Annotated in this window: 19 protein-coding genes; 6 read left to right on the forward strand and 13 right to left on the reverse strand. The window is 47.9% G+C overall.

The genetic code is table 11. The features are described from left to right. Positions 1–95 precede the first annotated feature (95 nt). Together HP401_RS35095 and HP401_RS35100 are read left to right on the forward strand one after the other, a co-directional pair. On the forward strand, positions 96–698 hold the full coding sequence (locus tag HP401_RS35095) for an ArsR/SmtB family transcription factor (RefSeq protein ID WP_173607265.1): 603 nt from the start codon (positions 96–98) through the stop codon (positions 696–698). Positions 699–818: 120 nt separating this feature from the next. Beyond that, complete coding sequence (locus HP401_RS35100; protein WP_173607266.1) at positions 819–2,075, forward strand: MFS transporter; 1,257 nt, start codon at positions 819–821, stop codon at positions 2,073–2,075. Positions 2,076–2,214: 139 nt separating this feature from the next. Here HP401_RS35100 and HP401_RS35105 read toward each other — a convergent pair whose 3' ends face one another. After that, positions 2,215–2,715, reverse strand: a complete 501-nt coding sequence (locus HP401_RS35105; protein WP_015892523.1) for a C40 family peptidase — start codon at positions 2,713–2,715, stop codon at positions 2,215–2,217. Positions 2,716–3,164: 449 nt separating this feature from the next. On the opposite strand from HP401_RS35105, the gene trmB reads away from it, so the two are divergent. After that, on the forward strand, positions 3,165–3,809 hold the full coding sequence (trmB, locus tag HP401_RS35110; RefSeq protein WP_173607267.1) for a tRNA (guanosine(46)-N7)-methyltransferase TrmB: 645 nt from the start codon (positions 3,165–3,167) through the stop codon (positions 3,807–3,809). Positions 3,810–4,091: 282 nt separating this feature from the next. Here the strand turns inward: trmB and HP401_RS35115 are convergent, their stop codons facing one another. The 8 genes from HP401_RS35115 to HP401_RS35150 form a co-directional block, all read right to left on the reverse strand. Next, positions 4,092–4,790: a DUF977 family protein gene (locus HP401_RS35115; protein ID WP_173607268.1), complete on the reverse strand. Its 699-nt coding sequence runs from the start codon at positions 4,788–4,790 to the stop codon at positions 4,092–4,094. Further along, on the reverse strand, positions 4,768–6,399 hold the full coding sequence (locus HP401_RS35120; protein WP_483862075.1) for an ATP-binding protein: 1,632 nt from the start codon (positions 6,397–6,399) through the stop codon (positions 4,768–4,770). Before HP401_RS35120 ends, HP401_RS35115 begins: the two co-directional genes overlap by 23 nt. A gap of 100 nt (positions 6,400–6,499) precedes the next feature. Next, a complete protein-coding gene (locus HP401_RS35125) occupies positions 6,500–7,807 on the reverse strand; it encodes a CitMHS family transporter (RefSeq protein ID WP_173607270.1) in 1,308 nt (435 codons plus the stop codon). A 178-nt stretch (positions 7,808–7,985) separates the two neighbouring features. Continuing rightward, entirely contained in the window at positions 7,986–8,852 is an 867-nt protein-coding gene (locus tag HP401_RS35130) for an ABC transporter permease subunit (protein ID WP_015892531.1), read from the reverse strand. Further along, positions 8,824–9,786, reverse strand: coding sequence for an ABC transporter ATP-binding protein (locus HP401_RS35135; RefSeq protein ID WP_173607271.1), 963 nt, complete (start codon positions 9,784–9,786; stop codon positions 8,824–8,826). Before HP401_RS35135 ends, HP401_RS35130 begins: the two co-directional genes overlap by 29 nt. A gap of 87 nt (positions 9,787–9,873) precedes the next feature. Further along, the gene (locus HP401_RS35140) at positions 9,874–11,049 is read right to left on the reverse strand and encodes an anti-sigma factor family protein (protein ID WP_173607272.1); all 1,176 of its coding nucleotides are present in this window, start codon (positions 11,047–11,049) and stop codon (positions 9,874–9,876) included. Then, positions 11,046–11,594, reverse strand: coding sequence for an RNA polymerase sigma factor SigX (locus tag HP401_RS35145; RefSeq protein ID WP_142497827.1), 549 nt, complete (start codon positions 11,592–11,594; stop codon positions 11,046–11,048). The genes HP401_RS35140 and HP401_RS35145 overlap by 4 nt, the downstream gene beginning before the upstream one ends. Before the next feature lie 101 nt (positions 11,595–11,695). Then, a complete protein-coding gene (locus HP401_RS35150; protein ID WP_172141521.1) occupies positions 11,696–12,406 on the reverse strand; it encodes an AAA family ATPase in 711 nt (236 codons plus the stop codon). Between the two features lie 96 nt (positions 12,407–12,502). On the opposite strand from HP401_RS35150, the gene HP401_RS35155 reads away from it, so the two are divergent. Continuing rightward, on the forward strand, positions 12,503–13,927 hold the full coding sequence (locus HP401_RS35155) for a L,D-transpeptidase family protein (protein WP_173607273.1): 1,425 nt from the start codon (positions 12,503–12,505) through the stop codon (positions 13,925–13,927). A gap of 147 nt (positions 13,928–14,074) precedes the next feature. Here the strand turns inward: HP401_RS35155 and HP401_RS35160 are convergent, their stop codons facing one another. The 4 genes from HP401_RS35160 to tkt all read right to left on the reverse strand — a co-directional run bounded on the left by HP401_RS35160 (position 14,075) and on the right by tkt (position 22,780). Further along, on the reverse strand, positions 14,075–17,392 hold the full coding sequence (locus HP401_RS35160) for a collagenase (protein WP_173607274.1): 3,318 nt from the start codon (positions 17,390–17,392) through the stop codon (positions 14,075–14,077). Between the two features lie 242 nt (positions 17,393–17,634). After that, positions 17,635–17,985, reverse strand: coding sequence for a hypothetical protein (locus HP401_RS35165; protein WP_015892537.1), 351 nt, complete (start codon positions 17,983–17,985; stop codon positions 17,635–17,637). 101 nt (positions 17,986–18,086) lie between these two features. After that, the gene (locus HP401_RS35170) at positions 18,087–20,609 is read right to left on the reverse strand and encodes a PBP1A family penicillin-binding protein (RefSeq protein WP_173607275.1); all 2,523 of its coding nucleotides are present in this window, start codon (positions 20,607–20,609) and stop codon (positions 18,087–18,089) included. Between the two features lie 164 nt (positions 20,610–20,773). Continuing rightward, positions 20,774–22,780: a transketolase gene (gene tkt, locus HP401_RS35175; protein ID WP_015892539.1), complete on the reverse strand. Its 2,007-nt coding sequence runs from the start codon at positions 22,778–22,780 to the stop codon at positions 20,774–20,776. A gap of 129 nt (positions 22,781–22,909) precedes the next feature. Here tkt and HP401_RS35180 point away from each other — a divergent pair, with 129 nt between their 5' ends. Both HP401_RS35180 and HP401_RS35185 read left to right on the forward strand, forming a co-directional pair. Then, positions 22,910–23,065: a hypothetical protein gene (locus HP401_RS35180; RefSeq protein WP_231850507.1), complete on the forward strand. Its 156-nt coding sequence runs from the start codon at positions 22,910–22,912 to the stop codon at positions 23,063–23,065. Positions 23,066–23,081: 16 nt separating this feature from the next. Then, entirely contained in the window at positions 23,082–23,537 is a 456-nt protein-coding gene (locus tag HP401_RS35185; RefSeq protein WP_173607276.1) for an NUDIX hydrolase, read from the forward strand. Positions 23,538–23,602: the final 65 nt, after the last annotated feature.

Genomic DNA, 23,602 nt, shown 5'->3' on the forward strand with positions numbered 1-23,602 from the left:
TCACTCAGGAAGGGTTTTTGTATTGACTTTTCCATCTATTCCCTCATACAATCAAGTTAATAAATTTTAACTGGTTAAAAGGATTGTGATGCATATTGGAGCAAAAGTCGATTTTTATCATCGAAAACTACGATCAGCTAAAAGTAATCAGTGACCCGTTACGCACGAAAATGCTAATGCATCTGGTGGAAAAGCCGCACACGGGGCAACAGCTTTCCCAGCTTTTTGGACTATCTCGTGCGAAGATTCTGTACCACCTGCGTGAGTTGGAGAAGCATGGCATCATCCAGCTGGTTAAAAAGGAAGAGAAGGGCGGCAACATTCTCAAATACTATCAGGCGGTGGCAAAAGGCTTCATACCCGCTGATCATCTGCTCACGTATACGGAGTCGAAGGAGGCTACCAGACAATCCTATGTCGAAGTGTTGCAACGGGCGAAAACAAGAGCGCTCAGTGCTCCTGATGAAGCCTTTGCACTGACATCAACGGAAGTCGAGAAATGGCCGCGCATCTCCCTACAGTCTGAAGTCAGAGTCAGTGAGCAAGCGTTTGTGTCCTTTTTGCAAAAATACCGGAGCCTACTCCACGAATTGCAGCAAAGCTCCCTGGATGACCCCTCTTCGAAGCAGGATTACTACCTGATGATTACGGGATTTCAAATTGATGAACCGTTATTTAAAAAGGATGAACAGGAGTAACAAAGGAACTTGTAATACGATGAGTCTACATGTGTATGAAAAACCTATTCGAGTAGGTTTTTCTTTCGGACATACGGTTAATATTATTTAACCGGTTAATAATAAGGAGAGTGAATTTCCATGGAAGCTGTCCCCAAGCAATCTAGCCTTCCCTCAGCGGATACATCCCGCTTGTTTACGAAACCTTTTACTCTTCTTTGGATTTCCGCCCTTTGTTCCGGACTCAGTATCTCACTCTTTCTTTTCTCGCAAACCTGGTATATCATCCAGGTTTTATCTCAGGAGGCCTCATTAGGCATCGTATTTATGGCGGCAACCATTCCCAGGATCGTCTTCATGCTGATAGGCGGAACGCTCGCTGATCGGATGAGCAAAAAGAGAATCCTGTCAATCACAAGCATGTTGAAAGCACTTTTGATGCTGTTGCTTGGAGGAATCATCTGGTGGGGGTATTCCTCGCTGGCGCTATTTATTTGGTTCGCTCTCTTCTTCGGTACCATTGATGCCTTTTATTGGCCAGCTCAAAATTCGTTCCTTCCGTCAATCGTACCCTCTTCCTCCCTTTTGCGAGCGAATTCTGTGCTACAAACGACAAACCAAACCTCACAACTGCTCGGTCCTGTTCTTGCCGGTTTTGTGATTGAGTGGGGAAGTTACCCCCTTTTATACGGCTTTGTTGGCTTGCTTCTGCTGGTTGCAAGTGTATCTGCATGGTGCATGCCGAAACAGGAACCAGCAGTTCTTTCCAAACCACAGCAACGACTCAAGGAATCTATAGAGGAAAGCTTCTGCTATGTCAATCAATCAGATTTCCTTCCCTTGCTATTGACCTCCATCATCTGCTTGAACGTATTTTTGATGGGCCCCTTATATATCGGCTTGCCGATTTTTGTAGATCAGGTGCTAGCTGGTTCTACGCTGCAGTACAGCTTTTTGGAAGGGGCACTCGCTTTTGGCATGCTTGCTGGGGCAATCGTGCTCACACTCACGACACTAGGCCAAAACAGGTTGCAGATCGCCTTTCTTTTCATGATCATGCAAGCACTTGTCTTTTTTGCTTTTAGTCTCACCCAACAGTTCTGGCTCAGCTTGCTTATTCTATTTACGCTCGGCGTCACGTTTTCTCTCATTAATGTTCCGATTCTCTCTTTTGTTCAGGAAAAGGTGCCACAAGCCTCGTTGGGGAAAGTCATGAGTTTGGTTTCGCTCTCCTCTTTAGGCTTGCAGCCGATTTCACAGGCGATAACGAGTCTATTGATCGCATGCGGACTTACGGCCAAGGAAGTGATGCTGCTTGCCTCCATCCCCCTCTTTCTTGCTTCCTGTTTCTTTTATTGGCGGCAAAAGTATGCTCGGCCTGCAAAGAGATCCGATTGAGTTTCGCGCGACAGCAAAAAGGGATGATCTGCAATAGATCATCCCTTTTCCCTATCCTATTTACAAAACTTGCCTATTCGCTCATCGCAACTTTACCGCGTGCGAGACGTATTAGTAAGTAGAGAGCCAGACGGGTAGATTACAAGACTCGCCGTGCCGAAACGAAGCGTTTCTCCCAGGACGTGCCCTTAAAGGTCGAATACGTCACTCCTGGTTTTCCATATGTATGAAGGAGTTTGTTGTTACCTGCATAGATCGCCACGTGTGTGATCCGTTTGGACGTCGTCGTTTTACTCGCCTTGAAGAACACCAGGTCTCCTTTTTTCAGGTTCGACTTGGACACACTCGTTCCTACCTTGGCTTGATCGCGAGAAGTGCGTGGCAAGCTCTTGCCGACTGCGACTTTAAATACGCGCTTTGTAAAGGAAGAGCAATCAAAAACGGCTGTGGTATTGCTGCTCGCACCGAATTTATAAGGAGTACCCATATACTTTCTTCCCGTGGCAATGACTTTGTCCGCCTTGGATTGCGTCCATGCCGCCTCAGCTACATTTTTCTCTCCTGGCAGCGGAGCGACAATCGCTGTGACTCCCAATGCTACTCCCATTACGATTCCTATGAGGGCTTTATGTAATTTCATGCTGTTCATCCTCCCTTTTCTTTTGAAAAAGATCCCTGCTCAACAGGGGACCATTTTATGCAAAGTTTGGCTGACCTCTCACTTGTTCTCTACTTTACCAAAGCCCACACACTATGAAATTACCAAAAACTTGCCAAAAATGATTTTTTCAACTGGACACAATTACCGCTTGACGCCTTCGCGCTTGATTTAACAGGCGTTCCTCAAATTTTCAGTCTATTTTCCTACCAGAATGTCCCTCTCAAATTGGCAAAATTTATCCAGCCATCCTATGTTAAAATCCGTGCTATATGCGACTTTCGTCCTAGTTCCTTTTACAAAAAACCCCTTTTCGCACCTTTCTCACGTAATCTGCCTCCGGAATCTCGCTTCTCTTTCTTCTCTCTCTACTTGCAACTAGCAGGGAGTCATCGTAAAGTAGATAGGAGTTCGTTTTGAAGGAGGCACATATGCGACTGCGTAACATTCCAGGTGCCGAAGCGGCCCTGAGAGAATATCCGACGTTCGTAGACAATCCCCTTTCCTATAAAGGAAATTGGAAGGAACGCTTCGGGAATAACAATCCGATTCACGTGGAGATCGGCTGTGGAAAAGGACGTTTCATTAATACATTGGCCGAGCGTCACCCTGACATCAATTTCATTGCGGTTGAACTGAAGGCAGAGGTCGTTCTGCGCGCTGTCCAGCGTACGGAGTACAAAGCTATTCCGAATCTGGCTTTTGTTCAGTACGACGCTTCCAAGTTGACCGAGTTGTTTGCCGATCATGAAATTTCTCGCATCTATCTGAACTTTAGTGATCCGTGGCCAAAAACCCGTCATGCGAAACGCCGTCTTACTTACAAAAGCTTCTTGAACACGTATCGTCAGGTGCTTGTGGCAGACGGTGAGCTTCATATGAAGACAGACAATGAGAACCTTTTTGAGTTTTCACTCAACCAATTTGCTGCGGAGCGTTTCCAGATGCGCAATATCACCTTTGACCTGCACCAGTCCAAGCTGGCGGTGGATAATGTGATGACGGAGTACGAGGAGCGCTTTTCTTCTCGTGGGCAGCGTATTTATCGGGTGGAAGCGAGCTGTGTGATTAAGTAGAACCGGGTTTTGAGTCAACATAAGGGGACCGTCGAGCCAAAGCCACCCTACGGGCGGAAGATTCTCAGGGAAGAAGTGTTCGACAAGCGTGGTCCCCTTTTGGTAGTTCCGACTGGGTAGGCGTTGTCAAGGTCTGCGAGCCCTGCGCTTTTTCTTCTCGCCAGCTTTTGTTGGTTCATCGGAACCTTCTAAATACTTGTCAAAAATCATGTGTACAAAAAAAAAGACCCTCCATGCTCTCAAGTAAGCTTTGGAACTTCCTTGATTGCACGGAGGGTTTTTTTATTCTTTTTGCCGCCCGACGCTTTTGTACACGCGTTCTGGACGTCCGACGACACCGTACGAAAGGTCTGCGATGGCGTCTCCTTTGGCTACCAAATATTCGAGGTATCGCCTTGCTGTTGAACGGCTGATGCCTGTTTCTTTGCTGACTAAATCCGTTGTGGCCTCCTGTGTCTGCATGAGAAAGCCAGAGATTTTGTCCAACGTAATTTGATCAATTCCTTTTACTGCCTTTGTCTCGGGTGTCTTCTTTTGGCCTGTACGGGCAATGAGTTCATCGATTTGGGTTTGACTGATCTGATCGCTGTCTTTTTTCCAATCACTGACCTTTTGCCTGAACTCCTGGTAATTCCGTAACGTTTGTTGCAGGCGTGCAAAAATAAGCGGCTTGGTAATAAAATCGAATACACCGTAGCGGATCGCCTCTACAACCGCATCCACTTCTTTGGCAGCGGTCAGCATGATGACATCCGTTGTAGGGAACTGCTCCTTTATGATCGACAAAAAATCGAGGCCGTCCATATCCGGAAAATAAATGTCGAGCAACACGAGATCGGGCTGTAAAATTTCCATTTGGTCTTTGGCCTCTTGTCCATTCGTGGCAATGCCAATCACCTCATACCCCTCCACTTTTTCCACGAAGCGTCGGTTTACCTCTGCGATTCTCAGGTCGTCCTCAATAATGAGTACCCGTATCATCTAGTACGGCCTCCTCCCGTTCTGCCGTGAGTGCATCCTTTGGTATCGTCACAGTAAAAATTGTTCCACCTACCGGATTACCTGTATGCGTAACATTGCCGTGTACATGAATAACAGCTTGTTTGACTAAGTGCAGTCCGTAGCCATGATTCGGCTGTTGTTTGGTAGAGAAGCCCAACTCAAAGATTCGTTCAGCATTTTCTTCGGAGATGCCTGGCCCTCTATCCTCTACCTCGATGAGCAGGACCTCTTCCATATTGAGCAAAAAGATCGTGATTTCTGGTGCAAATGCACCCGGAGCTTTTACAGCGTCCATCGCATTATCTATCAAATTGCCAAGAATGACAATCAGCTGTGAGCGATCAATCGAGGCTGGAATGTCACGGAAGTTGCTTTCTGGATCAATTTTCAATTCCACTTTGCGTTCGTTGGCTTGATTCAGCTTCCCGAGCAACAAGCCACCTATCAGTGGGTCGGGGACTTCTTGCATAATAAACGTCGTATTGTGCACATGTACATTCAACTCAGAAGAGATCGTTTCAATGGCTTCCTGATACGATTCGAGCTGGATGAGTCCTGATATGAGGTGCAGTTTGTTGGAATACTCGTGCGTCTGGGAACGAAGGACTTCCGCATACTCCTTCACTCGTGACAGCTCCTGTGTGACCTCGAACAGCTCGGACCGATTGCGAAAGCTCGCTACCGCGCCCAAAACATGGCGCTCCTTATCCATAATCGGGACCCGGTTCACCACTAATATGTGCTCGTCCACTTTCGTTTCGCGGTCAAATTCGGCTTTCCCTGTCTCAATCACCTCATGAAGGCCCAACGACCGAACCAGCTCGTCCTGTTTGTCCATGATCCTGTCATTATCCTTCGCTTGCCCCAGCATATGGAGAGCGGTCTGATTCGCGAGTGTGATCGCTCCATCCTTATTGACCGCCACAATGCCTTCGCGAATCGATTCCAGCACGGCTTGATTTTCCTGATACAATCGCCCGATTTGTTCAGGCTCCAAACCAAATATGGCTTTTTTTACATTTTGTGAAAGAATGAGCGTAGCCACCACACCCAAGAGCAAGGTGACGATGCCGATGACGAAGATTCGATTGCGATACGATTCGATTGTCTCATTTATATCCTCAAACAAGAAGCCGACCGAAACGACCCCCATCACCTTTCCTTCCTCATCATAGATCGGTGTCTTTCCTCTGAGTCCAGGGCCAAGCGAGCCGACTGTCTCAGAGATAATAGATTGCCCTTTAAATACTGCCTCATTGTCGCCTCCCACCATCTTTTTGCCAATCTGCTCTGGATCAGGATGGGAATAGCGAATGCTTTGCAAATTTCCTACTGTGATAAAAGCCGCATTTGTGTCCACGCGTATTTTTTCCACGATTGGATTGATAATCTTGGCGGGATCTTCTGTGTCAAACGCCTGTTTGATCTCGGACATCTGCGCGACGGTCTTGGCGGTATGCAGTGCGCGCGTCCCGATCTCATGCTCCAATACGCCCGCCAGCATCTGCTCAAACATTGTACCGAGTATGACCGTCACACCAAAAAGGAGCGAACAAATAATCAACATCAGCTTGCTGTGAAAACGCACATCGTTCCCTCCTCTTCTTCTCATTGTATCTCATTTCGCTCGATGACGAAAAAGAGGCCATGAGTAGGCCTCTTTTTCCTTTTTTCCTTCTTATCTTTGACTAAAATGAGATGACTCCGGTAAGAAGAGCAAGCGCAATCATCACGATCGATGTTCCAAACGCCCATTTCAGGATGAACTTTTGGGTTTCTGCATAATCGACCCCAACCATTCCGATCAGCAGGTACTGTGCTGCAAACAACGGGCTGAGTACATGCAGCGGTTGACCCAGGATGGAAGCGCGACCAATTTCCGCCGGATCGATTCCGTAAGCGGCTGCTGCATTTGCCAGGATTGGAACGATCCCGAAGTAATACGCATCGTTCGACATGAAATACGTGAATGGCATGCTTGTCAGCGCTACGAGTAGAGGCATATGGGAACCAAGTGAATCCGGAATCCAGGAAACGAGTGTGCTCGCCATCGCATCGATCATTTTCGTTTCAGTCAGGATGCCTGTAAAGATACCCGCCGCGAAAACCATGGACACGGTAGCCAGTGCGTTAGCAGCGTGGGCGGCAATTCGCTCTTTCTGATCTTGCATTTTCGGATAGTTCACAAACAGGGCAATCGCAAAAGCGAACATGAACAGCGTCGGCAGTGGCAAAAAGCTCGTAATCAGGCCGATCATCAGGGCTGCGGTCAACAACAGATTGAACCAGATCAAGCGCGGACGTTTCAGTGCAGCGGTCTCATCCGTCGCTGCCACTTCTTGTCCTGCAAGCGATTTCAAATCTTCATCTGGTATCTCAATAATCCCCAGACGCTTACGCTCTTGTTTGCCCAGAATACAGGCTACGATCATCACCCACGCAATTCCGCCAATCATCATAGGAATCACAGGGACAAAAATCTCGGAAACATCCATGTGGAGTACACTCATAACACGTGCTGTCGGTCCACCCCAAGGCGTCATGTTCATGACACCGAGCGAGAGCATCGCCATGGCTGCCAAAATCATCGGTCTGATTCCCAGCTTCCGATACAAAGGCAGCATCGCGGTAACGGTAATCATATAAGTCGTGGTTCCATCTCCATCCAGTGCGACCAAGGTAGCGAGAATCGCTGTACCTACAATCACCTTCAGTGGGTCACCTTTCACCATTTTTACGATTTTTTTAATTAATGGATCAAACAGACCTGCATCCATCATGACTCCAAAGTACAGAATGGCAAACAACAGCATGATTCCCGTAGGCGCAATTTTCTTGATGCCTGCAAGCATCATGTCTCCAATTTCTGTACCAAATCCGCTAATCAACGCAAATACAACAGGAACAACAATCAAAGCAACCAATGCCGAGAGCCGTTTCGACATAATCAAGTACATAAAAATGGCTACCATGAGAAATCCAAGTAATGCCAGCATACGCGAGTTCCCCCTTGCAAGAATGCGCTTTCATATCGTGCTGTCATTATAGCAATGTTCGTAAAAATCCGAATAGAATATGCGCATAAACTGTTTTAACCGCATTTCCTCTATTAACGTCATAAAAATCAAGGGAAAAGAAAAAGAACGGCACGAATCAGCCGTTCTTTCTTGTATTTTATACATCCCGCTTTTGAAACACCCGGATGGACAACCCCAACGCCACGATGCCATAGAGAATGGTGTAGATGAGCATGGCAGTACTCGGAGGAGATGTCGTCCCGAAAATTCCTTGCGAAGCAAAGGACAACGGATCGTCAGCCGTGTCAAATAGGGAGAGCGTCGTTTGCCTGAATAACGAATCGGTTGGAAAAACCAGACTGGAAATAATCCCGATGTTCGTGAGTGAGCTGTTGCTAAAGGCAACACCAAGCTGCTCGATAAAGCCACCGATGAAGCTGATCCCATACAGAATGATCAGGATAATACCGCCTGTTACTGTTGTAGTTATACTGCTCAAGAGCATGGCTACACAGACAAGAATGATCGGCATACTTACGAAGAAAGCTGCTGCTTTCAGGATTTGGGCTCCACTTACCTGAACAGCCAACGCACCGCCACCCACCCATTGGTTGATCGCCAAAAGTCCGGCAAACATCAGGAGTGCGTAAAGCCCCAACATACTTGCCAACCCGAAAAATTTCCCCAATACATATTTGTAGCGAGGAAGGGCGCGGGCCAGCCACGTGTCGATTTGATGGCTCTCGATTTCAGATGCAATACTCCCGACACTGCTCAAAATCGCCAGGAGTGCCGTAATGACGGAGCCAAAGTACAAGCCCATTCCCAAGAGCTGCGTGGAAAAGAAGTTTTTTTGCAGCAAAGCTTCTGGACCTGCGCCCCCGAATGAGTCCTTCATTTCCTTGACAGCATAGCCTGTGGCAAGTCCAAACAGCAGCAAGAAGGCCAGTGACATGATCAGCGTAATCGTGAAAATACGCTTGGAGATCATTTCTCTATACGTGATTTTGATGATCGGCCACATGTCGTTCTCCCTCCTTTCTCTGCACCCAATACAGGAATACATCTTCCAGTGATTGCTGCTTGCGGACGACTTCATGTACCCCAGCCCCGGATGCGATCAACTGTTGCAACAGAGCGGGTACCCGATTGTCCTGATCCAGCGTCAATAACCATGTATCACGGTCTTCCTCTTGTCTAACGAGACGACTCTCTGTGACGAAAGAAGGAAGCTCGTTATGAAAGCCAGCGCTATCCTTTTCCACAGTCAATTCAATTTGCGGTTGGACGCTGCTCAGCTTGCGCCAGTCGCCATGTACGACCAGCTCACTGCGGTGAATGATCCCGACGTAGTTGCACACGCTCTCCATTTCACTCAGGAGATGACTGTTGAGAAAGACCGTCTTTCCTTGGTCACGAAGCCGCGCGATCAGCTCACGCACTTCTTTTCGCCCGATTGGGTCCAGCGCGGAGGTCGGCTCATCGAGAAAGATTAGCTCTGGATCGGATAAGAGGGCGCAGGCAATCCCGATACGCTGCTGCATGCCTTTGGAATAGCCCCGGATGCGTTCACGCTCACGTCCAGCCATTCCGACCAGCTCAACGACATTTTTTATGACTGTTTTGCTCTCGCGATGTGTTAATCCACACAACTCGGCATGATGCTCTAAAAGCTGTTGACCTGTCAACCAATCCGGATAGCGGAATAGCTCTGGTAAGTACCCTACCTTTTTTCGCGATTCTACACTACCAATCGGCTCCCCAAGCATAACCGCTTTGCCATTCGTTGGGTGCAATAACCCGAGCATCGTCCTGACAAAGGTACTTTTACCCGCTCCATTTTGCCCGAGGAAACCAAATACGGAGCCGCGCGGTACTTGTAGCGTAATATTTTTGCAGCCGGCCTTGCCGTTATATTGCTTGGTCAAGTCCCAGGTCTCAATCACATAATCTGACATCGCTTACCTCACTTTCTCCATGACAAACGGGACAAAGCAGAGCCCCCTTTTCAGGAAAACTCTGCCAATGCCCGACTATTTATTTCCTTATTTCAGCTGATTGGCAAAATCCAACAGCCCATCCGCGTTCTTTTCGCTGCCTTCCAGCATGTGAATGTGTCCATCCTGCTGCCACATCAGATGCACATTGTATTTACCTGTGATCAGCATTCCCTTTTGACCGTTCACTTTTACTTCCTTCATCTTACTCTCGCCGTCTGCCATGTATGGTACAGGGAGGGTATGTTGCCAGTCTTCAATGCTAATCATCTGCTTTTTCACTTGATCAGGAATGAACGGCAGGGCCAAGATTGTCTCGCGAAGCTGTGCCAGATCGACTCCCTCAGGAGCAGTTAGCTCAGGTGCGTCCATGACAGAGTAGCCATAGCTTTCTTTTCCTGCGGTCATCCAAACCTTCTGCATCTGTGGGATCTTCAAGGAGAAGCGTTTACCACTCAGCTTTTCATCAAAGCGCGCCTCTACCTGCAATTGCGCCAATAGCTTGTTTGCACGATCGGCATCGATCTCCATGTGCATAGTAAAAGGTGATTGGATCTCTACACTATCCACCGTGACGTCCTGCGGCAGCTGTGGCAGCTTCACGCCAGCCTTTTCAGCGGATTCCTTGTTGTTGTAATAGTGGCTTCTTTGCTCAAGTTTCTCTTGATCGTTTTTATCCATCCAGATTTTTCCGATCCCAGGCAGTTCCGTCTCGCCCCAATTGCCGCTAGCGATCCATTGTTCGACCTCTCGCAGATCCTCTTGCGTCACTTTGACAAACTCTACTTTATCCATGCGGAAAATGGACAGAAAATCGTTCGCTGCTGCTTGTACTTGGGGGAAAGACAGGGACACAGCCAGTACTGCTGCTGCCGAAGCACCTGTTACCCATCTTTTTGTTTGCTTGTTCATCTGATTCCAGCTCCTTCTCATTGTTGCTCGATTGGTTATCGTTTGTCGCTCTTGTGCATAGGTGTCAGTCGTTTTCTCGATGGATTGTGAGAATCGCTGCCACGCTGCTTCCGTATTGACCTTCCCACCGTTTGTCTCGGAAAAAGCATGCTCCATCTTCTCACGAGTCCAGCTATCCAACGCGGACAGTTCGTTCAGCTGTGTGCGGCAGGTTTCACAGTACTCCAGATGAAGCAGGAATTGCTTACTTTCTTTTGAGCTGCATTCCCCATCCAAGAACGTCTGGATAAAGCCTGTATCGGCACATTTCATTCCTCTTCCCCCCTCATCCGGCCATATATGGTACGAAATTTACTTTTCGCTCTCGCGAGGAGTGTTCCCACTGAGCTGATCTGCGTGCCAGTCGCTTTCGCCAACTCCGCATAAGGAAATCCGGAATATTTCATGACCAGTAAGGTTCGTTCCCGCTCGTCTAGCTCCTCTAGCACATCGCGAACGATACTCTGGGACTCTTTTGCAAGCCACATCTCTTCTGAAGAAGGGCTGACGTGTTCTTGCTCGGATGCACTTCGCTCTTGTCTTGCGTACCTGCGTTTTTCTGAACGAAGATAATTGTACGCTGCGTAGAGCGCGGACTTGGACAGCCATGCCGGGATATGTTCGATCACCGTGCGATCGGTATGGTAAAAGGAAAGAAATACATCCTGTGCAATATCTTCTGCCGTTTGTTGATCTTTCACAATTCGCATGATCTGTCGGACTACAAACGGATAATAAGTCGTAAACAATTCTTGAAAGGAATCTGTATGATCCTCTACTCGAGCATGGTTCATCACCAGGTTTGCTTGCACCTCCACTGGATTCCTCCTTCCCGCGTGCGCCATTAACGAATGCCTCTACTGCTTCGTTCATCTAATAGAAACCGCCAAGGCGAGTTTTGTGACAGGAAGAATGAAAATTATTTTTCATCTAAAAATAAATCGGGCTTCTCCAGGAAACGGCGCGTCAATTGATAGTGCTCTGTATCGCGATAATTCACCTCTTGTACCGGCGATTCGTCAAAATTAAGGATAGTCGCTCCGGGATAGCCCAATAGAATCGGCGAGTGGGACGCAATGATAAATTGTGCTCCTTCTTCCACCAAATCACGCATCATATACAAAAAAGCGATTTGACGCTTCGGTGAAAGAGCAGCCTCGGGCTCATCCAGCAGGTAGATTCCCCTGCCGTTAAAGCGATTGGCAAACAACGAGAAAAAAGATTCTCCGTGCGACTGCTCATGCAGCGAGCGTCCGCCGTAATGTTGATAGCTTTTCGGGCCCATCTCATCGATATGGCTGGCAAACTGGTAGAAGCTCTCCGCTCGTAGGAAAAAGCCATTCGTTATTTTAGGCAGCCAGGAAAGGCGTATGTAGTCACCCAAAATCGCCTCCGAGCGATGCACCTCATAAAAGTTGTGACGCGATCCTCCAGCCGTGTGAAAACCGCATTGATAGGCAATGGATTCCAATAAGGTCGATTTACCCGAGCCATTCTCTCCTACAAAAAAAGTGACACTGCTCGCAAGCTCAATCTCTTCCAGCTTGCGCAAGGAAGGCAAGTGAAATGGATATTCTTTCGTGTTGGGAAATTTCTCTCGCAGCAGCTTGATCGTTCGTAAGTAAACCATTTTTGACCTCCACTCTCATTATTTTCCCGACTCCCGCCGATACATCCTAATAAGGGCGCCTTTTTAAACGCTCATTTATTTGGGGGAGAAGCATCCGTGGACAAGGTTTCCTTTCTTCAGGAAAAAAGTACATTTCATATGAAATATCCGGATCAGAGCGACCTCGCCTTTTACCGGTGGTATACGACTCAGTATCCAAACGAAGCCATTGGGTGGTTTTACCTTGGCAAAGAACGAGAAGCACAAGGAAACTCGGAACAAGCTCTCGAAGCGTATAGGCGTGGCCTGGTATCCAAGCAAGGCCCGTATTACAACGAGACGCGTGACGCTTATCACAGACTGCTGCGTGAGCGACAGCGCAGCTCCTTGGGCAGTCGAACACGTTTACTCTTGGCTTCACTTTTGTTTCTCTATTTTCAATTCGCTTTTTCGCCCGGACCGTTGAGAGATGCGTCATCCAAGACAACTCCACAGACATCCAAACAGCCCGGACCGACACCTGGGCAAACACAGCCACATGTAGAGGTCATTGCCGTCCCTCCTACACTCAGTGCCCGTGAGCTATCTGAACAAGTCCGGCGGTATGTTGAGTCCCGGCGTCCAGCTCTGACGCAGCCATTTACGGTGATGGTTGTCCCAGAAGTACCTGGTTCGCCGTTGTTCCGTCCCTTGCTGTTTTATCAGCCGCGCGAAGTCCGAGGCATCTTGCGTTATAATCCGACGAGTCGAACTGTTCTCAGTGAAAAATGGTGGGATAAACCTGTGCAATTGGAACGAGAACCGACGCTTGCTAAAAGTAAGGCAGAACTCACGGATGAGCAGCTAACCCTTCAGCATGTACTAATCTTGCGAAACGCCTTGTATCGCTACTATCAGCAAACGGGTACATTGCCTGCCCAGCTGTCTGATTTGGCTGGCGCTTATCCAGGCAATTATTTGCCGCAAATTCCAGTACCGCCAAAGAGACTTTTGTTAAAAAGCTATCCGTATCATCCCAAGGCCTTTTTGCCAGAGTCCGCATGGGACAGCTTGCGCAATGTACTGCCGCTTCCCGGCTATCCGGAGCCAGTTGCGCCTTTCGAACCGTTACAGCTTCAATTGACTACATCGACACATACGATGAAGCTCATCAGCGGTTCCCATCTGGTACGCAGCTATCCGGTCGCCATAGGAAAAAACGGTTCTACACCCGAAGGCTACTATACCATTCAGCAAAAAATCAATCAGCCTCGCGGACATGACAATATTTATGGTACGAGGGGCATGGTCTTTCAGGAGAACGGATATGCCCTCCATGGGACGAACCATCCCGAGAGCATCGGCTCATCCGTTTCACTCGGCTGTGTTCGCTTGTACAATGCCGCTGTTGAGGAGCTGTACAGCTTTGTTTCATTAGGGACAGAATTCATGATCTCCAATGCCCCGTCCCCTGCCCAGCCTTGGAGCAACCTAGCTCCATTCGTCCTCCCGGCTGGTCCTGAGGAAGAGACGCCACAAGTCATTTACAATTGGCTCCATTGATTTTTTCAGCTACGTAAAGAAAAGACGTGTGGAACGTCATAGCGTTACGCGCTGATTTTTACCAGACGCTTATCAAACGAAAAAAAGCCCTTCTATCCTTTTTTAAAAAAGGGGGTAGAAAGGGCTTTTCTTCCTATGAATAGGGGATTACTCTGCGTTCACGATAACTTTGTAGGGAATCTTCGTGTTGTTATTGTTGTAGACTAACAAGTAATATTTCCCTGGATTTGCCTCAAATTCTCCAGTCAGTTTCTTACCTGTGGTTTTGGGGTAGGCGAAATATGTTTTGAGATCATCTTCATGGAATACCACCCAGTTTAAGCCTTCGTCCTTCTCGCTACTTACCGTAACTTGAATGACTCCTTCCTCTTCAACCTGAAGCATGTACGTGTCCTTGTCATCTGTACGATCGGTTTGCCCACTTATCTCTTTGCCCAACTTTAGTGTATTAGCGTCATCAAATGAATTGTTCGGCTCCGCTTCGGTCGGTTCTGTATTTTCTTCTGGCCATTCCGCGGTTACTTTGTATGGAATGGTTTCACCGTTAAAGTTGTACACGGACAAATAATAGGTGCCCGGAGTTGCTTCAAACTCACCAGAGAGCGTTTTTCCTGAGGTTTTGGGGTAAGCGAAATAATGATTCAGATCATCCTCGTGATGAACGACCCAGTTCAAACCAGTATTATGCTCACTCGTTACGTTGATTTTCACTGTTCCGTTGCCCAATACCTTCAAGGCAAAAATGTCCTTGTCGTCCTGTTTACTTGTTTGACCACTCAGCTCCACGTTGCTTTTCAACGGATTTGCCTCTGAAAAGCTGTTGTTTGGCTCCTGTTCCTTTTCTCCAATTTCTCCACCCTGCTCCTCGATCGTGATCGTCATCGATTTCGCAGTAACCGCTCCTTTGTCATCCGTTACTCGCAGTTTCACGGTATATTCTCCCTGATTTTCGTAGACATGCGTAGGATTGGCATCACTGCTGCTTGTGCCATCTCCAAATTCCCACAGATAGGATACGATGCTCCCATCCGGATCGGAGCTTCCGTTACTACTGAATGCTACCTCCTCGTTTACAGCTGCTTTTGACGGTCCGTTCATGACAATAACAGGCGGCTTGTTCTCACCATCACCTTGTTCTGGAAGTACTCCGTGGAACGTGACATCATACTCAAACTGATTGGACGAATTTACTCTATAGTTGGTAAAGTAGGCGGTTACGGTTTTATAGCCGTTCCACGGGTGGGAAGTAAGTGTAGTTAGAAACTCGTCAGTCATGCGACTCATCGTTTCCCAGTCTTGCTTCTCCCCTTGTGCCTGCGTACCCGTGTACGTCCCGGTTAACGTAAAGGTTTGGAAAAACTCTGAATGATGCCTGTTTGTAGACACATTTTGCAATCCAGCGACATCCTCAATTTCTCGGAAGATTTCTGCACTTGCTTTGGGGGCTGGTGTGACCAAATAATCATCAGACACCAGCGGCACGGTCAGATCAGGATAGCTGTCCACCAACGATTCCATTGTTCGGTGGTAATCCCGATTCAGCTCTGAATCATTGCTGAGCTTACGGATGAACTGGTCATAACCATCCACGTTATTGGCCTCTATGTAATCCATGATATCATCGAGCTTGTTCCAGTCCTCTTTCATCATGTGATACTGCAAGGCGTATGAATACGTATAAAAGTCCCATGTGCCGTAGCGTGCGTGCAAAGTTTGAGAGGCTGTATACCAATTATTTTGTCCAAAGCGAATCAGATTGTTGACCATGGATTTTCGAGGCAGAACACCTGTTGTTCGCGTGGAGCCTGCAAACAGTTCCGCTCCTCCTTCTTCAAACCACGACAGTCTCTCGTCTCTGTAAATCGGTCCTTCATTCCACAAGCCAGGTATGGCATAGCGCCCTTGCAAATAGTGCGTGAATTCATGGCGGAATAATTCTTCCAGTGTGTATGTGCTCTGCTGCGGTGTTCGTTCGTAGGTGAAGAAAGTTCCTTTTCCCTCGATATACATGCCCCCGTTGTCCGTCTCATAGCCATACAGGGGGTTGTTCATCTTGTACTCTGAAGGACTATTGTAAAGGACCATGGTTAAAATATCGTCGGGGTTCCCTTCCTCCATCGGTTCATCTCGCCCTGCCATCCGATGAAACTGCGCTTTTACCTCTTTTGCCGCCCAGTATAACCGTTTGACTTTTTCTACTGTGACATCCCCTCCTGTTTTCATGACGATGCTTCCGTCATCGAATGTGTATTCTTTGGGCAGATACTTTTCCATGGCATCCTCACGAATCTTGTTGAACTGGATGTCCCTTCCCTTAGCGTCTTTTCCGCCATAGACCGTCTGGATCAGCTTCGCTACCTGCATATACTGAAGTCCCACATAAGGATAAAGCTCTAATGCTTCTGTGAGGACCTCGTTGCCCTTATTCGGATTGGAATGGTATTCTCCCAAATGCGCACTATGATAAAACCCATTGTCGAGGACCCATTCCTTCGCTTCATCCGTATCGCCATGCAACGCGAGTTTTCCCAACTCGTTGAGATACGTATCGATTTTGCCGTAAAACTCCTGTTTCTTGGTTGGTTCATCCACTTTCCACATCAGAATATAGCTAAACTGGCTCATGATGCGGAATACAGCATCTCCCGCACTCCGTTGCGTGATGAACGTATCCATTTGTTCTTCGTATTGACGGATGATCGGTGCAGCTTTCTCCACAAGGGAAGCGCTTACAAACGTGTTTCCAATAAGTCCACCAAATGCACCTACCACCTCATTTTGGGCATCTGTCCCTAATTTAAAATTCGGATTGTCGGCAATGGCTTGTAGAGCAGGGAACACTTTTTCATGCTCGCTTCTCTGATTGAGATAGGATAATTCCTGATGGTAGTAGCCGAGATAATATCCAGAGCGAAGAACCTCTACCAAGGTGTCTATTCCTTTGGAATCGCTGCTGGAGTATTGTGTGCCTCTGACTTGCAATGCGTCAATGATGGCCTGAACGCGCTGCCGATCATTGTAAAAGGCATACGAATCGGGGGTAAAATCGAATAATTCAGGAATCTGCTCCCAGCTGACCGTCACCAGTACATTAACTAATTCGTCATAACTGAGCTTGTTCAAATCGGACATCGCGTACTTTTCGGCATTTGCCTTTATGCTCCGCTGCTGTTCGTTCGAAGACTCTTGCTCCTCTACACGCCAGGTCGGCTCCACTGGATGGGGATATTCCCCTGCTTTGTCACTGGATTGATGCTGAAACGAGGTGACTGGGTCCAGCCTTCCCTCTACATATTTCCCAGAAGGCGGAACGTTTTGATGTGCATCCCTTCCGATCGCACTCGAGTAATCCTTGACTGCCAAGGCTTGGGCAGGAGTACCAACTGTCCCCAATAGAAAGGATGTTGAGAGAAGAACACCAGCCATCATGCGGCTTGTGTGTACCGTGTGGCGCTTTTTCTTCATGAATGAGCAAACCTCCTTTGAATGGTAACGGAATGAGATAAATGACACGCTGTTAGAAATTGCAAGTATGGTGCCAATGCATATAACAGAAAAGAAGAGCAAAGATGTATACATTTTTTTACAAAAGTACATAAACATGTATGTAATATTAGACACTATTCCTTTCAAAAGTGAGCCTAGCTTCGCGCACGCAAAAAAGCGCGTTCCCGCAATGGGAACGCGTCATCTTTTTACGATCACATTTATTTTTCTTCTTCCAATTCCCTCATCGATTCTTCTTGTTCTTCTTCTGGGTTCCAATAATCGAGCACTTTTCCTTGCAGAACCTTGCCTTGAATGAATTCTACCTGCTGCTCACTGAAATCCTCTGTCCACTCAATACCCAATTGTTCAGCTAGACGTACGACGGTCAACAGTTCTGACCAAGCCACGTAACGTTTGTACCAGAAGAACTGTGGCTGTTCGTTCATGTATGGGTAAAGATCATCGAAATCGGTGTGTTTACAGTCAAGTGCTCGCTCAAAATTCACCTTGGTTTGGCGTAACTGTTCTTTGAAAAATGTGGGTAGATCCCTTTGTGCGTAGCTAGACATGGACTGTCCCCCCTGTCTCCCGATTTAATGGTATTGTACCACGCGAAAGAAGCTGTGCAAATAGTCGAATCGGTTTTGAATCGTTCTTGCTGGGCTAATCTTTAGCCGTTTGAAGCATCTTGGGACTGGTTCTGCCCATCCTCTTGTGGAGGTGGTGGTAATTGAATTTCATTGGAAGAACCATTTGTCTGACCAGGCACTGGATTCATGATGTCCGGTGGAACCTCACCTGTTCCCGGATTTGGCGGTTGGCTACTGCCTCCATTATTAGTATGCTCACCAGTTTCTCCGGTACCTTGGTCAGGTGGAATTTCCCCGTTGCCATTTCCCGTACCATCCGGATTTTGTCCCTGATTGTTGCCTTCCTCGTTATGACCTGGATCTTGATTGATCATATTCTCCAGCTTCTTGGAATCGATTGGGACTGTTTTTGAAGGTGTGCCTTCCTCGCCTTGTGCATTTCGTGGAACGACTTGATACTGATACTGTTTCGGACTATCCAACACATCTACATAAGAGGTTTCCTTCATACCCGCAGAGATGAGTTTCCTTTCGCCGCTTTCACTAATGCGGTAAAGATCGTACGTATCGCCGTCAGGCCCACCAATCCAGCTAAGCACGACCATCAATTTATTCGTACTTGTGTCCAATGTCATATCTGCAGCCAATTGGATTTCTGGTTCAACTTCTTCTTGTTTATGCTGTACGGCGCCTTCTGGTCGAACGAAGTCCGATGACGGTACACCTTTTAAGGCGGTTCCCATCACTTTGGAGAACATTTGCGCCGTCATGCTACTTCCTTGGTGCATCAAATGCTGTTTGTCCTCCGGATCGAAGCCCATCCAAACGGCACCAACATATTCCGGAGTATAGCCCACAAACCAAGCATCCTTGTTTGCTTTGCTGTCGCCTGCTATCGATTGAGTCGTACCGGTTTTACCCGCAACATGGCGGCCAGAGATACGCGCTGCCTTCCCTGTCCCTTCCTGAACCGCTTTCTCCAGCATGGTGTGAATCTCCCAAGCTGCTTCCGGCTTCAGTGCCTCAGATTGTTTTGGCTGGTATTCACGGACGACACCCTCATCCTTATTCTCGACCTTGCTGATCGAGTGCGCCTCGGACACTACCCCTGCATTCGCAAAAGGTGTATAGGCCTGAGCCATTTGCTTCGGGGATATACCTTGATTCAATCCCCCGAGAGCAATCGCCAGGTTTCGGTCATTCGGCGTCAGCTCTATGCCGACTTTCTTGAGGTATGCCAAGCTTTCTGATACCCCAATTTCATTTAACAGCCAAACCGGCGGGATATTTGCAGAGTCGATCATCGCCCGGCTCATACTTACTGTTTCCGTGTAGCGATTATTGTAGTTGCGCGGCTCATAGCCATTAAAGCTCTGCCTTTTGTTGCTCAGTTGCGAATTCGCGTTCCATCTGTTGATATCTTTATTGACTGCTGGAGCGAATACGGCAATCGGTTTAAAGCTGGAGCCCGGCTGACGCTTCATGTCTGTCGCATAGTTGAAGCCTTTTGGCGCATAGTTGCGTCCGCCCATCATCCCGGCAATTCCGCCCGTTTTCGCGTCGATGACAATCATCGATGATTCTACACCGCGCTTGGCGCCGTCTTTCGGGAAGTTTTTGGCATTGGCATATTCCTCTACCATGGCATCCTGCACTTTCGGATCAAAGGTCGTGTAAATGTCCCAGCCTCCGCGGTACAGTTCTTCTTCCGTTACTCCGAACTCTGCTTCGGACTCTTTTAACATCGTATCAAAAAACGCGCGATAGCCTTTTTTCAAGCTTCCACCGGCCACTTCATGCGGTTTGGTCGGCAACGCCTCTGCTTGAGCTGCATCCTTTTGTTCATTAGAAATAATGCCTTGCTCATACATCAGACGTATAACGGTGTCTCGACGTAGCTTCGCTTTTTCCGGATTGTTAAATGGTGAATAGGTGCTCGGTGCTTTTGGAATTGCTGCCAGCATCGCTGCTTCTGCAACGGAAAATTTATCGCTACTTACCGACTTGCCAAAGTAATACTGGGCAGCATCCTCTACCCCAAATTCCCCTTCGCCCAAATAAACGCGGTTCAAGTACATCTCTAAAATTTGATCCTTGGAGTACTTACGCTCCAAGCCAATCGCAATACTCATTTCTTTTGTTTTGCGCCAGAATGTTTGATCTAGGGTGAGAAAGACGTTTCTTGCCAACTGTTGGGTAATCGTACTTCCCCCTTCAGCCAGCGATCCTTTTTTGATGTCATTGACTATGGCGCCACCGATCCGAACCATATCCACGCCCTTATGTTCATAAAAGCGCTTATCCTCTACAGCGAGGAACGCATCGATGAGGGTCTTTGGCATTTCGTTAATCGGTTTGTATTCACGGTTCTTCTGACGAATCAGACTAATTATCTCATTCCCGTTTTTGTCGTAAATGACAGTTGGTTCGGCTTTTAAGTCCTGTAGCTTTTGTACGTTTTGCTCAATCATCCGGTCTCCCGCATACAACAGGGCGAAGTAGCCCCCAATCACACTAAGGACAAGGAAAATTGCAAACGATACGGCAATCATCAGCAAGTTGTTCTTTTTCTTCTTGACTTTCTTCTTGGCCTTTGCTGCCATTATTTACCTCCTGGTATTCTCTCTCCCCCACATCTTATATAGACGGTCCCATTTCAAAAAAGTTTCTGTTTTGGGTTGTAGTCTATCATTCCATACAAAATTCCGTTTGTCACTGGAAAAGCCTATCTCCTGAAACAGAAGATAGGCTTTTTCCTAAAGGTTTACTATTTCAGCAGTTTTTCTGCTTCAGCTACAACATTTTCTACCGTGAAGCCGTATTCCTTCATGATACGCTCACCTGGTGCAGATGCGCCAAACTGATCGATTGCGATGACCGTACCGTTATCACCAGCATAACGCTCCCAGCCCATTGGAGAGCCCATTTCTACCGCCACACGCGCTTTGACAGACGGTGGAATCACAGCGTCGCGATACTCTTTTGGCTGACGCTCGAACAGGTTCCAGCTCGGCATGGAAACAACGCGTGTTTCAATACCTTTCGCAAGCAATTGCTCACGCGCCTGCATCACGAGGGATACTTCAGATCCTGTTGCGAGCAGGATGAGCTGCGGATTGCCGCTTGGAGCGTCTGCGAGAACATACGCACCTTTGCTCACGCCTTCTGCCGCTTTCTCAATGGTTTCAGGCAGAACTGGCAGGTTTTGACGAGTCAGTACCAGAACGACTGGCTCATCTGTACGGGATACAGCATATTTCCAAGCCTCGTTCGTCTCCACTGCATCAGACGGACGAAGAATGGTCAAGCCTGGCATTGCACGCAAGGAAGCGAGCTGTTCAATCGGCTCATGCGTCGGTCCGTCTTCACCAACCGCGATCGAGTCATGTGTAAATACGTAGACAACTGGCTGCTTCATCAGTGCAGAGAGGCGAATTGCCGGACGAACGTAGTCGGAGAACACGAAGAATGTACCCCCGTATACTTTAACGCCACCGTGAAGAGCCATACCGTTGAGGGCTGCACCCATCGCGAATTCGCGAACACCAAACCAAATGTTCCGGCCATCGTAAGAACCTGGCAGGAAGTTGCCCGCTTCTTTAATCACCGTATTGTTGGAATGTGCCAAGTCAGCAGAGCCGCCCAGGAAGAACGGAACGCTGTTTGCCAATGCATTGATCGCATTACCAGAAGCAACGCGTGTCGCCAGCTTTGCGCCAGCTTCATACGTCGGCATATGGTTGTCCCAACCAGCAGGCAGATGACCTTCTTCTGCAGTCGTAAATTGCAGCGCCAGTTCCGGATACGCTTTTGCGTAAGCAGCAAACAGGTCGCGCCAAGCAGCTTCTGCTTTTTCGCCAGCGTCAGCCAAGCCTGCAAAGAAATCCGTCACTTCTTGTGGTACGTGGAACTCACTTTCATGATGCCACTCGTAGTTTGCTTTTGTCAGCTTCACTTCGTCTTTTCCAAGAGGAGCGCCATGAGAAGAGCTGGAGCCGCCTTTGTTCGGGCTACCGTATCCAATGACAGTTTTCACTTCGATCAAGGTAGGACGGTCCAAATCTTTTTTCGCTTCTGCGATAGCCGCGTCAATAGCAGCCAGATCATTGCCGTCTTCTACGCGAATGTATTGCCAACCATACGCTTGGTAGCGACCCGCAACGTTTTCAGAGAAGGAACGGGAAAGCTCGCCATCCAGAGAGATATCGTTCGAATCGTAGAGCACGATCATTTTGCCCAGTTTCAGGTGAGCAGCCAGGGAAGAAGCCTCGCTGGATACACCCTCCATCAGGTCACCGTCGCCGCAAATTACGTATGTGTAATGGTCAACGATGTCAAAATTGTCGCGGTTGTAAACAGCTGCCATGTGCTTTTCAGCCATCGCCATACCGACAGCCATCGCGATCCCTTGTCCCAAAGGACCCGTTGTCGCGTCAACACCCGCCGTATGTCCAAACTCAGGGTGACCAGGCGTTTTGCTGCCCCATTGACGGAAATTATGTAGGTCTTCCAGTGAAACATCGTATTTCATCAGATGCAACATCGAGTATAATAGCATAGAGCCATGTCCTGCTGAGAGGACAAAACGGTCGCGGTCAATCCATTTTGGATTGCTCGGATTTACTTTCATAAAGCGGCTCCACAGTACATGTGCCATAGGGGCTGCACCCATCGGCATTCCCGGGTGACCGGAATTCGCCTTCTCGATGGCATCAATCGCCAGCGTGCGGATGGTATTAATGGATAGCTGATCAACAGACGTATGCTGAGTCATCTCGCAAAATCCTCCCTGCGTTTTCTAGAAATTACTACCGAGAATCAAGTAAAAACACACTGTGCCATTATAGCATAGTTCCCATTCATAATCATGTTCGCTTTGCATGAATTAAGGAGGTCTTTTTCAATGAATTCGCTGTATCTTACTATCGGGATCGTTTTAGGGGTTGCTGGAATTGGCATGCTGCTCTTCGCGATGACCAGCTCGCCTATTTTGAAAAAAAACAGACTGGAGCGCCGGAAACAGGCTGCCGAGAATCATCGTCCGGAAGAGTATCATTAAACAGAGGAGAATTCCCATGCTGAAAGAGCGCTTCGCGATGCGGGTAGCCGTTCACCTTTTCCTGGTAAAAGATTCGCAAGTCTTGTTATTACGCCGCTACAATACCGGCTACGAAGACGGCAATTACAGTGTTCCCGCCGGACATCTCGATGGGAATGAAGAAGTGAAGACAGCCGCGGTCCGCGAGGCCAAAGAAGAATGCAGAATTGACATCGATCCAGCAAGCCTGGAGATGGTAGGCGTCATGCATCGTCGCTCTACAGATGAACGCATTGACTTTTTTGTTGCGACCACCGAATGGCGCGGAGAAATTATCAATGCCGAGCCGAATAAATGCGATGAGCTCGTATGGGTGGACATGGATAAATTACCCACGAACGTCATTCCTTATGTGAGACAAGCTCTCTTGAACTTTAGACGTAAAGAGTGGTTTGACAGCTTTGGCTGGGAGCGTCCCATTCGAGTGGAATAAATCATAAAAAGCAACCCATCCGCCAGACGCCTTGTGCCCGCGTTGGCAGTTGGTTGCTTTTTTTA

The sequence above is a fragment of the Brevibacillus sp. HB2.2 genome, from assembly GCF_013284275.1.
GTDB lineage: Bacteria > Bacillota > Bacilli > Brevibacillales > Brevibacillaceae > Brevibacillus > Brevibacillus brevis_D.

Coding starts and splice junctions, on each gene's coding strand:
- HP401_RS35150 (WP_172141521.1), bottom strand. CDS start 12,406: ATGGTTTACTTACGAACGATCAAGCTGCTGCGAGAGAAATTTCCCAAC.
- tkt (WP_015892539.1), bottom strand. CDS start 22,780: ATGACTCAGCATACGTCTGTTGATCAGCTATCCATTAATACCATCCGC.
- HP401_RS35140 (WP_173607272.1), bottom strand. CDS start 11,049: ATGAAATGTGCCGATACAGGCTTTATCCAGACGTTCTTGGATGGGGAA.
- HP401_RS35165 (WP_015892537.1), bottom strand. CDS start 17,985: ATGTCTAGCTACGCACAAAGGGATCTACCCACATTTTTCAAAGAACAG.
- HP401_RS35180 (WP_231850507.1), top strand. CDS start 22,910: ATGAATTCGCTGTATCTTACTATCGGGATCGTTTTAGGGGTTGCTGGA.
- HP401_RS35115 (WP_173607268.1), bottom strand. CDS start 4,790: ATGATACGGGTACTCATTATTGAGGACGACCTGAGAATCGCAGAGGTA.
- HP401_RS35160 (WP_173607274.1), bottom strand. CDS start 17,392: ATGAAGAAAAAGCGCCACACGGTACACACAAGCCGCATGATGGCTGGT.
- HP401_RS35135 (WP_173607271.1), bottom strand. CDS start 9,786: ATGTCAGATTATGTGATTGAGACCTGGGACTTGACCAAGCAATATAAC.
- HP401_RS35125 (WP_173607270.1), bottom strand. CDS start 7,807: ATGCTGGCATTACTTGGATTTCTCATGGTAGCCATTTTTATGTACTTG.
- HP401_RS35185 (WP_173607276.1), top strand. CDS start 23,082: ATGCTGAAAGAGCGCTTCGCGATGCGGGTAGCCGTTCACCTTTTCCTG.
- trmB (WP_173607267.1), top strand. CDS start 3,165: ATGCGACTGCGTAACATTCCAGGTGCCGAAGCGGCCCTGAGAGAATAT.
- HP401_RS35105 (WP_015892523.1), bottom strand. CDS start 2,715: ATGAAATTACATAAAGCCCTCATAGGAATCGTAATGGGAGTAGCATTG.
- HP401_RS35170 (WP_173607275.1), bottom strand. CDS start 20,609: ATGGCAGCAAAGGCCAAGAAGAAAGTCAAGAAGAAAAAGAACAACTTG.
- HP401_RS35130 (WP_015892531.1), bottom strand. CDS start 8,852: ATGTGGCCGATCATCAAAATCACGTATAGAGAAATGATCTCCAAGCGT.
- HP401_RS35100 (WP_173607266.1), top strand. CDS start 819: ATGGAAGCTGTCCCCAAGCAATCTAGCCTTCCCTCAGCGGATACATCC.